14 protein-coding genes are annotated in these 13,760 nt (G+C 71.4%); 8 read left to right on the plus strand and 6 right to left on the minus strand.

All coding sequences use genetic code 11. The features are described 5' to 3' along the window. Positions 1-59: 59 nt before the first annotated feature. From AXK60_RS24635 to cofD, 4 genes are all read right to left on the minus strand, one after another. The gene (locus AXK60_RS24635) at positions 60-869 is read right to left on the minus strand and encodes an alpha/beta fold hydrolase (protein ID WP_068575135.1); all 810 of its coding nucleotides are present in this window, start codon (positions 867-869) and stop codon (positions 60-62) included. Positions 870-1,057: 188 nt separating this feature from the next. Beyond that, positions 1,058-1,615 (minus strand): NUDIX hydrolase, encoded by a 558-nt coding sequence (locus tag AXK60_RS24640; protein ID WP_068575136.1) that lies wholly within the window; start codon positions 1,613-1,615, stop codon positions 1,058-1,060. A gap of 4 nt (positions 1,616-1,619) precedes the next feature. Continuing rightward, entirely contained in the window at positions 1,620-3,008 is a 1,389-nt protein-coding gene (locus AXK60_RS24645) for a coenzyme F420-0:L-glutamate ligase (protein WP_068575137.1), read from the minus strand. Continuing rightward, positions 3,005-4,051, minus strand: coding sequence for a 2-phospho-L-lactate transferase (cofD, locus tag AXK60_RS24650; RefSeq protein ID WP_068575138.1), 1,047 nt, complete (start codon positions 4,049-4,051; stop codon positions 3,005-3,007). The genes AXK60_RS24645 and cofD overlap by 4 nt, the downstream gene beginning before the upstream one ends. A gap of 375 nt (positions 4,052-4,426) precedes the next feature. Between cofD and AXK60_RS24655 the strand changes: the two genes are divergently transcribed. Continuing rightward, a complete protein-coding gene (locus AXK60_RS24655; RefSeq protein WP_068575139.1) occupies positions 4,427-4,753 on the plus strand; it encodes a WhiB family transcriptional regulator in 327 nt (108 codons plus the stop codon). Between the two features lie 9 nt (positions 4,754-4,762). Here the strand turns inward: AXK60_RS24655 and AXK60_RS24660 are convergent, their stop codons facing one another. Then, positions 4,763-5,263 carry a metallopeptidase family protein gene (locus AXK60_RS24660; RefSeq protein WP_068575140.1) on the minus strand — a complete coding sequence of 167 codons (501 nt, stop codon included), beginning with the start codon at positions 5,261-5,263 and terminating at the stop codon, positions 4,763-4,765. Between the two features lie 102 nt (positions 5,264-5,365). Between AXK60_RS24660 and AXK60_RS24665 the strand changes: the two genes are divergently transcribed. From AXK60_RS24665 to manA, 4 genes are all read left to right on the plus strand, one after another. Then, the gene (locus tag AXK60_RS24665) at positions 5,366-5,851 is read left to right on the plus strand and encodes a DUF3499 domain-containing protein (RefSeq protein WP_068575141.1); all 486 of its coding nucleotides are present in this window, start codon (positions 5,366-5,368) and stop codon (positions 5,849-5,851) included. A 130-nt stretch (positions 5,852-5,981) separates the two neighbouring features. Beyond that, complete coding sequence (locus AXK60_RS24670) at positions 5,982-7,352, plus strand: phosphomannomutase/phosphoglucomutase (RefSeq protein ID WP_068575142.1); 1,371 nt, start codon at positions 5,982-5,984, stop codon at positions 7,350-7,352. A 36-nt stretch (positions 7,353-7,388) separates the two neighbouring features. Then, positions 7,389-8,522 carry a hypothetical protein gene (locus AXK60_RS24675; RefSeq protein ID WP_068575143.1) on the plus strand — a complete coding sequence of 378 codons (1,134 nt, stop codon included), beginning with the start codon at positions 7,389-7,391 and terminating at the stop codon, positions 8,520-8,522. Beyond that, positions 8,522-9,763, plus strand: coding sequence for a mannose-6-phosphate isomerase, class I (gene manA, locus AXK60_RS24680; RefSeq protein ID WP_068575144.1), 1,242 nt, complete (start codon positions 8,522-8,524; stop codon positions 9,761-9,763). Before AXK60_RS24675 ends, manA begins: the two co-directional genes overlap by 1 nt. Positions 9,764-9,770: 7 nt before the next feature. Here the strand turns inward: manA and AXK60_RS24685 are convergent, their stop codons facing one another. Continuing rightward, positions 9,771-9,974: a hypothetical protein gene (locus tag AXK60_RS24685; protein ID WP_068575145.1), complete on the minus strand. Its 204-nt coding sequence runs from the start codon at positions 9,972-9,974 to the stop codon at positions 9,771-9,773. Between the two features lie 204 nt (positions 9,975-10,178). Between AXK60_RS24685 and AXK60_RS27870 the strand changes: the two genes are divergently transcribed. From AXK60_RS27870 to AXK60_RS24695, 3 genes are all read left to right on the plus strand, one after another. Then, on the plus strand, positions 10,179-10,307 hold the full coding sequence (locus AXK60_RS27870; protein ID WP_269451183.1) for a hypothetical protein: 129 nt from the start codon (positions 10,179-10,181) through the stop codon (positions 10,305-10,307). Positions 10,308-10,320: 13 nt separating this feature from the next. Beyond that, positions 10,321-12,012, plus strand: coding sequence for an ABC transporter ATP-binding protein (locus AXK60_RS24690; protein ID WP_068575146.1), 1,692 nt, complete (start codon positions 10,321-10,323; stop codon positions 12,010-12,012). 69 nt (positions 12,013-12,081) lie between these two features. Next, on the plus strand, positions 12,082-13,578 hold the full coding sequence (locus tag AXK60_RS24695; protein ID WP_068575147.1) for an amino acid permease: 1,497 nt from the start codon (positions 12,082-12,084) through the stop codon (positions 13,576-13,578). The last annotated feature ends 182 nt before the right edge of the window (positions 13,579-13,760 follow it).

Consider the following 13,760-nt stretch of genomic DNA (forward strand, 5'->3'; position numbering starts at 1 on the left):
GCATTGGGTAAGTTTGCTGAGAAGTATCGCTTATTTGGACTACGTGATCGTCGTCACAATCAGGCCGCGTCGTCGGCGCGGGCGAGGAGGCCGCCGGCTGAGCCGCGCAGGAGGATCTCGACGACCGCGTCGGCATCGTCGGACATGGGGACGTGACCGCTGCCCGGGAGCCAGACGTGCTCGGCCCGCGGAAGCCGCTGCCGCGCGCGCCGGCCCTGGTAGGGGAGCAGGACGCGGTCGCGGGTGCCCCACGCGACGGTGACGGGGATGTCGGCGGCGATGTCGTCCTCGAACGGGAACGCGCCGCCGATGATGTCGGCGAGCGTGTGTCGCGAGTCGACCATGTTCGTCAGATCGCCGAGCACGCGCTCCGGAGTGAGACGCTCGCCGTGCGTCATCAGTGAGGCCAGCATCAGGCGACGGCCGATTCCGCTCCGGGTGAGCAGCGGTGCCAGCGGTGCGGCGGCCCGGCCCGCGGCGATCAGCGCGATGAAGTGCGCGCGGATGAGGAGGAAGTCCTTGTCGTCGCGCCAGAAGCCGGCGGGCGAGAGCCCTGTCGCGCTGCTGACGATGCCGCTCGCCGCGGCCTCGAGCGCGATCCGTCCGCCCAGCGAGTTGCCGGCGATGTGCGGCCGTACGAGGTCCAGCTCGTCGAACAGGTCCACCAGGTGCTGATGCAGCGCCTCCTGGACCGTGCGGCCGGCGAGGTCCAGAGCGGGGGACTCGCCGTGGCCGGGGAGGTCGAACAGGATGACCTCGCGGTGCTCCGCGAGCCGCTCCGCCACCGGGTACCAGGCCTGCCGACGGTGCGCGATCCCGTGGACCAGCACCAGTGGCTCACCCGAGCCGAATCGTTCGTACGCCAACATCTCGTGCCACCTCGTCGTGGTCGGGGCGGGCGGGCCCGCAGGAGTCCGACGGTGCGCCGGACGATTGTTGGGAGCGTACGGATTGATAGAACAGTGCGCAATACCTCTCAGAAGAGTCGCTGGTGATGGTTCTCGGCGCCGCTGCTCACCTCGGCACCCATGCGGTCGTAGTCCGTGAGGCTCCGTCGTCAATCCCGGGCCAGGGCGGCGCGCACCTGGTGGGCCACGGTGGTGCGCTCGGCGGAGTCGGGGAGGGCGTCGACGGGCCACCAGCGCAGGTCGTTCGACTCCTCGCTGATCGCGAGTTCAGGGGTCCCGGGGCCCACCGCGAAGGCGCGGAAACGGAGGTCCAGGTGGCGGGTCGGCACCCCCAGCGAACAGCGGATGGGGTGGGTGTGCAGCGTGAGCAGGTCCGCGTCGAAGACGAGATCGGCGAGGCCGGACTCCTCGTGCCCCTCGCGGAGGGCGGCGGCGGGCACCGTCGAATCCGCGTCCTCGCAGTGCCCGCCCAACTGCAGCCACTCGCCGACTCGCGGGTGGTGCGTGAGCACCACGTGCGTGCGGTCCTGATTGAGGATCACCACGGAAGCCGTGATGTGGCCCGGCACGTTCGCGCGGGCGCACGCGTTCGGTTGCGCGTCGAGGAAGGCGAGCACGGTGTGCCGCAGGGCGTCGTCGGCGTCGGTGCGGGCGTCGAAGCGCGCGAGGAGGTCGACGGCGGAGGCGTGCAGGGACGCGAAAGACACTGGGCTACCTTTCGATCAGCATGTCGCCGGGCGGGAGCGGCGGCCGGGGCGCGGACAGCACGGACGGATCGGCCGGGTACCCGACGGCGATCGCGCCGGCCGGCCGGTAGTCCTCGGGCAGTGCGAGAACCGCACGCACGGTCTCGGCGGCGAAGATCGTCGAACCCACCCAACAGCTTCCGATCCCACGCACGGCGAGCGCGACGAGCAGCGACTGGACCGCGGCGCCGACGGCCACGGTGAACATCGTCTCCTCGGCGGCGGTGCGACGGGCGTCGGGGTAGGCGTGGGCACCGTCGGGAACCATGAACGGGAGGATGAGTTCCGGGGCGTCGTAGAGCAACTGGCCGCGCCGGACCCGCTTCGCGACGGACTCGTCCGTGCGTCCGTCGCCCGAGAGGTCCGCCGCCCATTGCTCCTTCATGGCGTCCAGGAGCGCCGTGCGGCGCTGCGGGTCGCGCACCCACACGAACCGCACGGGATGGGTGTGATGCGGCGCAGGGGCCGTCAGGGCCTCCGCAACGGCCTCTCGGACGTCGTCCTCGGGGACCGGCTCGGCGGCGAACGCCCGGACGGACCGCCGGACCAGGAGCGCCTGCCGTCGAGCGGCTTCCACGCCCGTGTGGAACAGGTCGTCCTCGCCGGGCCGGACCAGGCCGCGGGCGGTGGCGAGCGGTGAGCCCGCCGCCGGCGGCCGGACGGCGAAGCCCCGGACCACGGCCACGGGGACGCCGCCGAGCTTGCCCTTCACGAGATCCGCTGCGGCGGCGAGCTCGTCGGCGACCGCGATCTCCGTGACCACCAGGTCGTTGCCGTAGGCGTCCACCGCACCCGCGTAGCCGTGCAGCACCTCCACGCCCGCCGCGCCGATCGCGGCATCGGTCTGGCCGGTGCGCCACGCGCGGCCCATGGTGTCCGTGACGAGCACGGCGACGTCGACGCCGAGCCGCTCCCGCAGACCCGCGCGGGTCGCGGCGGCGCTGCCGTCCGGGTCCTCGGGGAGCAGGGCGACGGTGTCCGACGCGACGTTCGACGCGTCCACCCCGGACGCGGCCTGGACGATCCCCAGCCGGTTCTCGGTGATCCAGGTACGCCCCTTCGTGGCCAGCACCCGCACCGACTCCTCGGCGATCAGCCTGCGCCGGAACGCGTCCCGCTCGTCCGGGTCCGACGGCGCCGCCAGCACCCGACCCTCCGCCTTGGAGAAGACCTTCGAGGTGACCACCACGACATCGCCGTCCGCGAGCCACGGCGCGGCATCGGCGAGCAGGGCGGCGATGTCGTCGCCCTCGGTCACCTCCGGGACGCCGAAGACGGGCAGGATCTCCAACGACGGTGCGCCGTGGTCGCGCTCGGGTCGCGACGGTGCGTCACGCGCGGGCCGGGCGCTCACAGGCCCACCAGCTCGAGGCCGGCGTCGATCATGGCGGCGGTCGCCTGCGGCGAGCTCATGAGCAGCGGCACCGCGGCGACGGGAAGCCCGGGGATGTCGACGGCCGCGTCCGCCCCGTTGTCGTTCGAGACCAGCCAGCCGTCGAGGATGCCGTTGCCGCTGCGCGCACCGAAGTGCTCGCCGATCGCCTGCGCACTCGTCTCGATCCCGAGGACCTCCAGGCAGCGATCGGCCATGCCGCGCAACGGCGCTCCGCCGATCACGGGGGACACGCCCACCACCTTGGCCCGGGTCGTGCGCAGCGCGGCTCGGATGCCGCCCACCGACAGGATCGCGCCGATCGAGACGATCGGGTTCGAGGGGGCGAGGAAGACGACGTCGGCGTCCTCGATCGCGGCGATCGCGGTCCGTGACGCCTGCGCCTTGCCGGACCCCGTACCGTCGGCCCCGCCGACCTGCGCGAAGCCGAAGGTCTCGATGTCCGCGCGGTAGCGCACCCACCACTCCTGGAAGTGGATGGCCTTCTTCGCGCCGTCGTCCGACGCGGGGTCCGCGACCACGACGTGCGTCTCGTGCCGCCCGTCCGTGGCGGGCAACAGCCGCACGCCGGGCTGCCAGCGGTTGCACAGCGCGGCGGTGACATCGGTGAGGGGATAGCCGGAGCTGAGCATCTGTGTGCGGATCAGGTGCGTGGCCAGGTCGCGATCGCCGAGGCCGAACCAATCGGGATCGGCCCCGTACTTCGCGAGTTCCTCCTTGGCGTGCCAGGTCTCGTTCCGGTGTCCCCAGCCGCGCTCGGTGTCGATGCCGCCGCCGAGGGTGTACATACACGTGTCCAGATCGGGGCAGATCCGCACGCCGTGCATCCACGCGTCGTCGCCCACGTTCACCACGGCCGTCACCGTGTGCTCACCGGTCGCGGAGGCGCCGTCGACGGGGGGTGCGCCGTCTCGATCGGGAAAGGGCGTGACCCCGAACCGTTCCCGCGCGCCCTCGAGGAATCGCGCTCCGCCGACACCGCCCACCAGCACCGTCACCTTCACCTCACCGAGGGTAGTGGGCGCGGCGCGGTCGGGCCGCCGACGGGGTCGCGGGGCAGCGCCGGCGGCCCCGCGAGCGATGACCTCGGATGTTGGGAATCGGGGTGCTCGGAGTGGCATGATCGATGGCGCGGGGCGACTCGGTCGCCGAGCGGATCGCCGCTGCGAAGTGTGACGCGGAACACATCTCAACCACGTGTCGAGCCCTGCGTTCGGGGCGTCCAGGTGGTATTAGCTAATTTTCCGGTTCAGCTTGACGTGGCGGCTTTGCGCGTGTGTAATCACAACCGTGTCATTCAGTGCGGCGTGATCGCTCGCGGCGGGCACATCAAGAGAACGACCATCGAACACCACGAAAGCAACGAGGGAGGCGGGCCGATGACGATCGACGCTCATCGTGAACCGTTCGGAAGCTTCTCCGGTGGGTCCAGCCGTGCGCACCTGAGCCTGGTGCCCACGGGTTTCGAGGAGCTCTACGAGGCCGTCGAGGATCAGTGGCAGGACCGCGCGCTGTGCTCGCAGACGGATCCGGAGGCGTTCTTCCCCGAGAAGGGCGGCTCCACCCGCGAGGCCAAGCGCATCTGCCTGGGCTGCGAGGTGCGCAACGAGTGCCTCGAGTACGCGTTGTCCAAGGATGAGCGTTTCGGCATCTGGGGCGGCCTGTCCGAGCGTGAGCGCCGCAAGCTCAAGCGCGGCATCATCTGACCCGTCGGGTCAGAGTGCGTCGGGGCCCGCGAGCAGAGTCTCCTCGGTCACACCGAGATACCCGCTGATCTGGTGAACCAGGATCGCGAGGATCTCGTCCAACAGATCGGCCTCCGATTTGGCCCGCCGTTGGAGCGGGCGTCGGAACACGATCAACCGTGCGCGCGTGCGATTGCCCCGCCGATCGATGCCGGCAGGCACCATGCGCGCGAGCGGGATCGGCCCGTCGGCCTCCACCTCCTCGGGCCACGACACCGAATCCGGGTCGTGCGGCAGGATGCCGGGGACGTCGTCGACCGCGATGTCGAGATCCGCCAAGCGATCGTGCCAGAGCCCGTCGATCTCGGCGAAGGCGTCGAGGACGACCTCGTCGAAGCCCTGTGACCGGCTGCGGTGCGCCGGGAGTCCGCGTGGCACCAGCGGGCCGCGCAGGCCGTGTCCACGCCGGTCCCTCGAGACCCGGCGGCGCAGCTGCGCGCCGCTGTCCGGCGCCGTTCTCCTCGCTCTCATGATGTTCTCAGTGTAGGCGGAGGTCGCCGATCGAGGCCGCCGCGCGCGGTCGTGCGGTGTGTCGGGAGCGCGTCGAACCGGCCACGGGTTAACCTTCCTACTGTGAACTCCGTCCGTCAGTGCTGCCGCCCCGGCTGCAGGAACCACGCCGTGGCGACGCTGACGTTCGACTACCGCCAGTCGATCGCCGTGCTGGGCCCCCTGGGAACCACCGCCGAGCCGCACGCATGGGACCTCTGCGAGTTCCATGCCGGCCGGACGACCGCGCCCCGCGGCTGGGAGATGCTGCGCAACCTTCCGACCTACAGCGCCGCCTCGGTGGGCAACACCGCCCTGGACGACGACCTGACCGCGCTGGCGGACACCGTGCACGAGCGCGCCGCCCGCGATCGCGGCCGGATCGACCCGGCACCGTCGGACGGCCCGCTCCGGTCCCTCCCGCCGATCGGCGCGATGCGCCCCGTGCACGACGCGCCGCCCGCCCCGCGGGCGACCCCGTCGGCTCAGCCCAGTAGCGGTGGCCCCAAGCACGCGGCCCCGACCGGTCGCCGTGGCCACCTCCGGGTGCTGCCGGACCCCGTCGACTGAGAGTCGACCACCGCGCCGTCACGTCCCCCGCGCCGGATGCCGGCGCGCGGCCCGATTGCCGATAGGGTGGGGCGTCCGTTACGGGGGCCCGCAGGGTTTCCGCACGCCGTTTCACAGGAGGTCGTCGAGCGTGGTTCGAACGCTGGAGTCCGTGCAGGCCGTCATCAAGGCGTACGACGTCCGAGGCATCGTCGGTGAACAGATCGACGAGGCCTTCGTGCGCGACGTGGGTGCCGCGTTCGGCGCGCTGGTCCGTGGCGAGGGTGCGACTGCCGCCGTGGTCGGCCACGACATGCGCGACTCGTCGCCGGCGCTGTCGGCCGCGTTCGCGGAGGGCCTCCTCGCCCAGGGCGTCGACGTCACCCTCATCGGCCTCGCCTCCACGGACGAGCTGTACTTCGCCTCGGGCCTCCTCGACCGGCCCGGCGCGATGTTCACCGCGTCGCACAACCCCGCGGCCTACAACGGCATCAAGCTGTGCCGCGCGGGCGCCAAGCCCGTGGGGCAGGAGACCGGGTTGCGCGTCATCACCGAGCAGGTCGCGAACGGCGTACCGTCGTACGACGGTGCCGCCGGCCGCCTCGCGGAGCGTGACGTGCTCGACGAGTACGGCGAGTACCTGCGGAAGCTGGTCGACCTGTCGGGCTCGCGACCGCTGCGCGTCGCCGTCGACGCCGGCAACGGGATGGGCGGGTTCACCGTGCCGTCCGTGCTGGGCCCCGTCGAGGCGCTCGACGTGCGCGCCCTGTTCTTCGAGCTGGACGGGAACTTCCCCAACCACGAGGCGAACCCGCTGGACCCGAAGAACCTCGTCGACCTGCAGCGGTTCGTGGTCGAGCAGGGTGCCGACATCGGCCTCGCCTTCGACGGTGACGCCGACCGCTGCTTCGTCGTCGACGAGAAGGGCGAGCCGGTCTCGCCGTCGGCCGTCACCGCGCTGGTCGCCGAGCGGGAGCTGGCCCGGCACCCCGGTTCGACGGTGATCCACAACCTGATCACGTCCAAGGCGGTGCCGGAGATCATCGTCGAGAACGGCGGCACGCCGGTCCGTACCCGCGTGGGCCACTCGTTCATCAAGGCGCAGATGGCGGAGACCGGTGCCGTGTTCGGCGGAGAGCACTCCGCGCACTACTACTTCCGCGACTTCTGGGGCGCCGACTCCGGGATGCTCGCGGCGATGCACGTCCTGGCCGCGCTCGGCGAGCAGAGCAAGCCGCTCTCGGAGGTGATGGGGGTCTACGACCGGTACGCCGCGTCGGGCGAGATCAACTCGACGGTGGCCGACCAGGCGGAGCGCACGCGCGCCGTACTCGATGCTTTCGCAGACGAAATCCAGAGCACCGATGAACTGGACGGCGTGACGGTACAGTTGGTTTCGGGCGCCTGGTTCAACCTTCGCGCCTCCAACACGGAGCCGCTGCTCCGGCTGAACGTCGAAGCCGCGACACCGGACGAGGTGCGCGCGCTGACCGAGCGGATCCTGGCGATCGTACGTGCCTGATCGCGCTTTCGCGCTGATGTGGGACGGGAGGAAGCCGTGACCGAGATCATCGGCGCCGGAAGCGGACCGAGCGGGCCGCAGGTCACCGATCTCGACGATCCGGCGGGTCTGATCGCGGCCGACGTGGGCGGCCATCTTCGAGCCGCGGCCCTGGCGGGCGCGCAGGCGCGCGCCGTGGCCGCCTCCGTCGACGAGGGGGCCCTGGAGCAACTCGACGGCATCGCTCCGCGCGCCGTCGTCGTGGTCTGCGGGGCCGGCCCGGCCGCCGCGGCCGCCGGATTCGTCGAGGCGCTGACCGCCGGCCGGTTCGACGTGCCGCTCGTGCGCTCGACGGAGCTGCCGCCCTGGGTGGGCGCACTCGACGTGGTCGTCGTCTGCGGTTTCGACGCGGGCGACCTGGTGCTGGCGCGGGCGATCGCCGTGGCCTCGCGCCGCGGCGCGACCGTCGTCGTCGCGGTTCCGCTCGAGGGCCCGGTCGCCGAGGCGGCGGCGGGGCGCACCGTCGACCTGTCACCGCGCCTGCGCGTGCCGGAGCGCTTCGGCTTCATCGGCGTCGCCGCCGCCCTGCTCGCGGTGCTCGGCCGGATCGCCGGTACCGACAGGGCGGCCGCACCCGGCGAGGGCTTCCTGTTCGCACTCGCCGAGGCGCTCGACGACGAAGCACTGCGCGGCGCGCCCGATCGGGACGTCGAATCCAACCCGGCGAAGCGGCTCGCGGCCCGGATGGCGGGCCGTCGGGTCGCACTGACGGCGGACACGGCGGCGGGGCTCGCGGTAGCCGAACACGCGGCCTCCCAGGCGCTGACCCTGGGCGGCCAGGTGGTCGCCGCCGTCGGCCTCGCCGACGTCGAGCTGGCCGTGCCGGAGCTGGCCGCGGCACCGCGGGGCGGCGCGTTGAGCGGGTCGGACGCACTGTTCCACGACCCGTTCCTGGACGGTCCGGCCGCGCAGACTCCGCTGCGGGTCCTGGTGCTCACCACCGAGGAGCGTGCACCCCTGGTGCAGGCCCGGCTCCGAGCCCTGCCCGATGTGGAGCCGCTGCCGGTGGACGAGGGGGCGCGGCGTGCGCCCGACGCGGCGGGTCCGCGCGCCGATGCGCAGGAGCTGCTGGCGCTCGCGGTACGGTTCGATCTCGCGTCGGTCTACCGGCGCCTGACCGGGGAGGCGTGATGGAGCGGATCGAGGGCGTCATCCGCCCCTACGCATGGGGCTCGCGCACCGTCCTGGCGACCATGCAGGGCCGGTCCGTTCCGTCGAACCACCCCGAGGCGGAGCTGTGGTTCGGGGCGCACCCCGCGGACCCGGCCAAGCTGTACGACGGTGCCGACGACGCGCCCGACGGCGATCTGCTGTCCGCGATCGGTGCCGACCTGACCGGACAGCTCGGGTCCGTGTGCCGTGGCGAGTTCGGGGACCGGCTGCCCTACCTGGTGAAGGTCCTCGCCGCGGACGAGCCGCTCTCGCTCCAGGCGCACCCGTCGCGGGAGCAGGCCGAGGAGGGCTTCGCCCGGGAGAACGCCGCGGGCATTCCGCTGGACGCACCTGAGCGCAACTACCGCGACGCCGCGCACAAGCCCGAGGTCGTCATCGCGCTCAGCCGGTTCGAGGCGCTGGCCGGCTTCCGGGACCCGGCGGTCACCGTCGAACTGCTGCGCGTGCTGGCCGTCCCGGAGCTGGACAGCTACCTGGGCCTGCTCGCGGGGCAGCCGGACTCGCAGGGCCTGCGGGCCCTGGTGACCACCTGGATCACGCTGCCGCAGCCCGCCCTCGCGGTGCTGGTGCCCGCGGTGCTCGCCGGATGCGTGCGCTACCTGGAGAGCGGCGCGACTGCGTTCAAGGGCGAGGCGAAACTCGCACTGACGCTGGGGGAGCGGTACCCCGACGATGCCGGCGTCCTGGCCGCACTGCTGCTCAACCGGATCGTGCTGGAGCCGGGGCAGGCGTTGTACCTCGCGGCCGGGAACCTGCACGCGTACATCAACGGCGCCGCCGTCGAGGTGATGGCGAACTCGGACAACGTGCTGCGCGGCGGACTCACGCCCAAGCACGTCGACGTGCCGGAACTGCTGCGCGTGCTGGACTTCACGCCCCGCGCACCGTCGGATCTGGCACCGCGCACCTCGACCGTGGGGCCCGAGGTGATCTTCTCGACACCCGCGCCCGAGTTCCGGGTCTCGCGGGTGCGGCTCGACGGGACGGCCTTGAAGCGCGCCGCGTCGGTGGAGCTGGACGCACGCGGCCCGCAGCTGCTGGTCGTCACGTCGGGGACGGTGACGGTGCGCAGTGCGGGCCGGGCGATCGATGTTCCGGCGGGCAGCGGCCTGTGGATGGCCGCGTCCGATCCGGGCGTCGTGGTCAGTGCGCACTCACCGGCGGCGGAGTTCTTCCGGACGCTGGTGGGCGGGCACTGAGAACGGGCTAGACGCCGCCGAGGTTCTCGTAGAAGGTCTCGGGGATGTCGAAGGTCTGCATGTTCGACACCGCGACGGCCTCCGGCTGGGCCTTGCTGAGCACGGCGAGCGGCTTGCCGTCGCGCGTGAGCAGCACATCGTCTCCACCCTCGACGATGCTGAGGAGCTGAGCGACGGTCTGGTCCGTGGTATGCGCGAAAGTCTTGGTCATAGGGCCGACGGTAAGCGTTACTCGTCGGTACGCCAACAGTTTTCGACTACCAACGAGTAACACTCGTCGGTAACTTTCGTCGGTGGCATGCGCATTGCCAAGCGTTTACCAGGTTCACGGCAGAGTGCGTCCAGGCCGAAACGCCAGAGTGGTCCTTGCACAACGGAAACAGGCCGCGAGGCCGCGACGCAAGGAGATGAACACATGGCAGCACCGGGACAGGGCAACGGTCAGGGACAGCGACCGGGAGCGCCGAAGCCGCAGCAGCCGCAGCGTCGTCGGGTGCGCCGCTGGAACGCGCAGGCGCGCCGCTGGGACTGGGTCTGGCAGTGACCCGAGGAAACCTATGACGTCCACGAGCCTCCTTCGGCTGCTGTGGACCTTCACGCCGGGCCACCGACGATCCCTCGTCGGTGGCCTGGCCGCGTTGGTCGCAGCGGCGCTCGTCGAGGTGGCGGCGGTGCTGGTCATGGCCGATGTCCTCACCGCGGTCCTCGAGTCGGACTCGCTCTCGTCCGCCGCCCGCGGCGTCGCCGCCTGGGTGGCGGTCACACTGCTCAGCGCGCTCCTCACGTACGCCGGAACGCTCGCGACCTGTCGCGCCGCCGAGGGCACCGTCCTCGCCCTGCGCGACGAGGTGTTCGGACGGCTGTTGGACCTGCCGCTCGACGACGTGCACCGGCTCTCCACGGGAGACGTCGTGGTCCGGCTCACCGAGGACGTGGTGGTGCTCGAGACCGCGCTGTCGGTGTCCGTGATCCAGGCGGTGGTCGCGCTCCTGACGACGGGTGGCCTGATCGCCGTGGCGTGCTGGCTGAGCTGGCAGCTGACGCTGGTCGCGCTGGTCGCCGTGCCGGTGCTCATGGGTCTGTCCCGCGCGTTCCGCGGCGCGCAGGAACGCGCGACCGAGCGTGAGCGCGCAGCGCATTCGGGGCTCGGGACCGCGATCGGCGAGATCGCGGGCACCGTCGAGCACGTGCGCCTGCACACGATGGAGTGGGCCGAACGCGCCGAGGTCCATCGCCGCGGCGCCGCACTGTTCGCCGCCCGCATGCGGGAGGCGAACGTGCACGCCGCGTTCGGCGGGGTGCTCGGCTCGGCACAGGCTCTGACGCTGATCGCCGTCTCGGTGGCCGGGGTGGTCCTCGTCCGCACGGGCGACCTCACCTACGGCGCGCTGATCGCGCTCACCGGTTACCTCGGCTACCTGTATCCCCGCGTCCAGGACATCGCCGAGAGCCGGCTCGCGCTGGTGGGCGCCAGGATCAGCGCGGACCGCCTGGTCGAGATCGCGGGGCCGTTGGCGGCGCCTGTGCGGGTCCTGTCGGTCGACGGTGCGCCGGTCCCGGACAGCCGGTCCGACGATGCCGGCACCCGGCTCGTCCGTCCGGCGGTACCGGTGCGCATGACCGGCGTCCGGGTGCGGCGGGGCGACTTCGTCCTCGACTGCCCCGAGTTCACCGCCGAGCCCGGAACCGTGACCGCCCTCGTCGGCCCGTCCGGGGCGGGGAAGTCGACGATCGGGTCCGCCTTGGCGGGCACGGTGGACGTCGACGGCACCGTCGAACTCGGGGACCGCGCGGGCCGGGGCGGCGCGGCACTGCGCGAATTCGTGACGCTGGTGCCGCAGCACGCGGTGATCCGGACGGGGACGCTCGCGTCCAACGTCGGCTACGGCAGCGGGGCGGATCCGTGTGTCGCGGGGGACCTCGCGGGCGCCGACGAGTTCGTGCGCCGGCTGCCCGACGGCTACGCGACCCCGACCAGCTCGGGCGGCCCGGAACTCTCGGGCGGGCAGCGCCGGCGGATCGCGCTGGCGCGGGGGTTCGCGCGGCAGACCCCGGTGCTGATCCTCGACGAGCCGAGTACCGGCCTGGACCGGGCGAACACCGAGCGGCTGGCGCGGGTCCTGCGATCGATCGCCGTGCATCGCACCGTCATCGTGATCACCCACGATCCGGTGCTGCGCGACGCCGCCGACCGGTGCTACCGAGTGGTCGAGGGGAAGGTGGCGCTCGCAGTGGGTGCAGACGCCTGAAATGCCCCGCGGTGGTGGCCCTGTGGTGTTTGATGAATCGTCACACACAGACGAACACAGGAGCATCGGATGGCAAACCCACTGTTGCGTACGAAATCGGTGGAGCAGTCCATCGCCGATACCGAAGTGGTCGGTACCCGGCTGAAGAAGCAGCTGACCGCATGGGATCTCACGATCTTCGGCGTCGCCGTCGTCGTGGGCGCCGGCATCTTCACGATCGGTGCCTCGACCGCCGGTGACTACTCGGGCCCGGCGGTCACGGTCTCGTTCATCATCGCCGCGATCGCCTGTGGTCTGGCCGCCCTCTGCTACGCGGAGTTCGCGTCGACGGTGCCCGTCGCCGGCTCGGCGTACACCTTCTCCTACGCCACGTTCGGCGAATTCGTCGCCTGGATCATCGGTTGGGACCTGGTGCTGGAGTTCTCCATCGCCGCCGCGGCCGTGGCCAGCGGATGGTCGAGCTACCTCGGCACCGTCTTCGGGACCGGGCCCGCAGCGTTCGAGATCGGCAGCTTCAAGGTCGACTGGGGCGCCATGCTCATCGTCGCCGTCCTCACGGGCCTGCTCACCTTCGGCGCGAAGGTCTCCTCGCGCGTCTCAGCCGTCATCACCGCGATCAAGGTCGCCGTCGTGCTTCTCGTGATCGTGGTCGGTGCGTTCTACATCAAGGGCTCGAACTACAGCCCGTTCATCCCCGAGTCCGTCCCGGGGAAGAGCGAGGGGGTGAGCTGGACGTCCACGCTGTTCCAGGCCATCGCCGGCAGCAGCTCGTCCTACGGCTGGTACGGCGTGCTCGCCGGCGCCGGCATCGTGTTCTTCGCGTTCATCGGCTTCGACATCGTCGCCACCTCCGCGGAGGAGACGGTGAATCCGCAGCGCGACGTGCCCCGCGGCATCATGGGCTCGCTCGCGGTCGTCACCGTGCTCTACATCGCCGTCACCGTGGTCGTGACCGGCATGGCCAGCTACAAGGACCTCGCGACCAGCGCGGGAGACGGTTCCGGGAAGAACCTGGCGTACGCGTTCAAGCTCAACGGTGTCGACTGGGCCGCCACGATCATCTCCATCGGCGCTCTCGCCGGCCTGACCACCGTGGTCATGGTGTTGCTCATGGGCCAGAACCGCGTGCTCTTCGCGATGGCCCGCGACGGCCTGCTGCCCCGTCAGCTCGCCAAGACCTCCGACCGGGGTGTGCCGGTGCGGATCTCGGTGGGTGTCGGCGTGGTCGTCGCGATCTTCGCCGGGCTGATTCCGCTGAGCGAGCTCGCCGAACTGATCAACATCGGCACGCTGTTCGCCTTCGTGCTGGTGTCGGTGGGTGTGGTCGTCCTACGGAAGAAGCGCCCGGACCTCAAGCGCGGCTTCCGCGCGCCGCTGGTGCCGTTGGTCCCGATCCTCTCGGTGGTCGCCTGCGGGTGGCTGATGCTCAACCTGTCGCTCGAGACCTGGTTCCGGTTCCTGTGCTGGATGCTGCTCGGCGTGGTCGTGTACTTCCTCTACTCGATGAACCACTCGCTGGTCGGTAAGCGGGCGCGTGGCGAGGTCATCGAGTCGCTCGCCGACTGATCATCTCCTCTCGGACCGGGGTCGACGCTTCGTGCGTCGGCCCCGGTTCCGTGTTCGTGGACGTTCACGCCCGTGCGGGTGCGCGGCGCGGGGCATGGGCTCGAACGAGCGAATGCCGGGGTGACTCGGCAGGCACTCTCTCCGATTCCGTCCATCTTGGACAGGGGCGGCGTAGGATTTAG

The sequence above is a fragment of the Tsukamurella pseudospumae genome, from assembly GCF_001575195.1.
GTDB classification, from domain to species: domain Bacteria; phylum Actinomycetota; class Actinomycetes; order Mycobacteriales; family Mycobacteriaceae; genus Tsukamurella; species Tsukamurella pseudospumae.

Bases quoted from the DNA above. Each gene is read 5' to 3' on its own strand.
- AXK60_RS24635 (WP_068575135.1), bottom strand. From the start codon at position 869: ATGTTGGCGTACGAACGATTCGGCTCGGGTGAGCCACTGGTGCTGGTC.
- manA (WP_068575144.1), top strand. From the start codon at position 8,522: ATGGAGCGGATCGAGGGCGTCATCCGCCCCTACGCATGGGGCTCGCGC.
- AXK60_RS24685 (WP_068575145.1), bottom strand. From the start codon at position 9,974: ATGACCAAGACTTTCGCGCATACCACGGACCAGACCGTCGCTCAGCTC.
- AXK60_RS24690 (WP_068575146.1), top strand. From the start codon at position 10,321: ATGACGTCCACGAGCCTCCTTCGGCTGCTGTGGACCTTCACGCCGGGC.
- AXK60_RS27870 (WP_269451183.1), top strand. From the start codon at position 10,179: ATGGCAGCACCGGGACAGGGCAACGGTCAGGGACAGCGACCGGGAGCG.
- AXK60_RS24695 (WP_068575147.1), top strand. From the start codon at position 12,082: ATGGCAAACCCACTGTTGCGTACGAAATCGGTGGAGCAGTCCATCGCC.
- AXK60_RS24660 (WP_068575140.1), bottom strand. From the start codon at position 5,263: ATGAGAGCGAGGAGAACGGCGCCGGACAGCGGCGCGCAGCTGCGCCGC.
- AXK60_RS24655 (WP_068575139.1), top strand. From the start codon at position 4,427: ATGACGATCGACGCTCATCGTGAACCGTTCGGAAGCTTCTCCGGTGGG.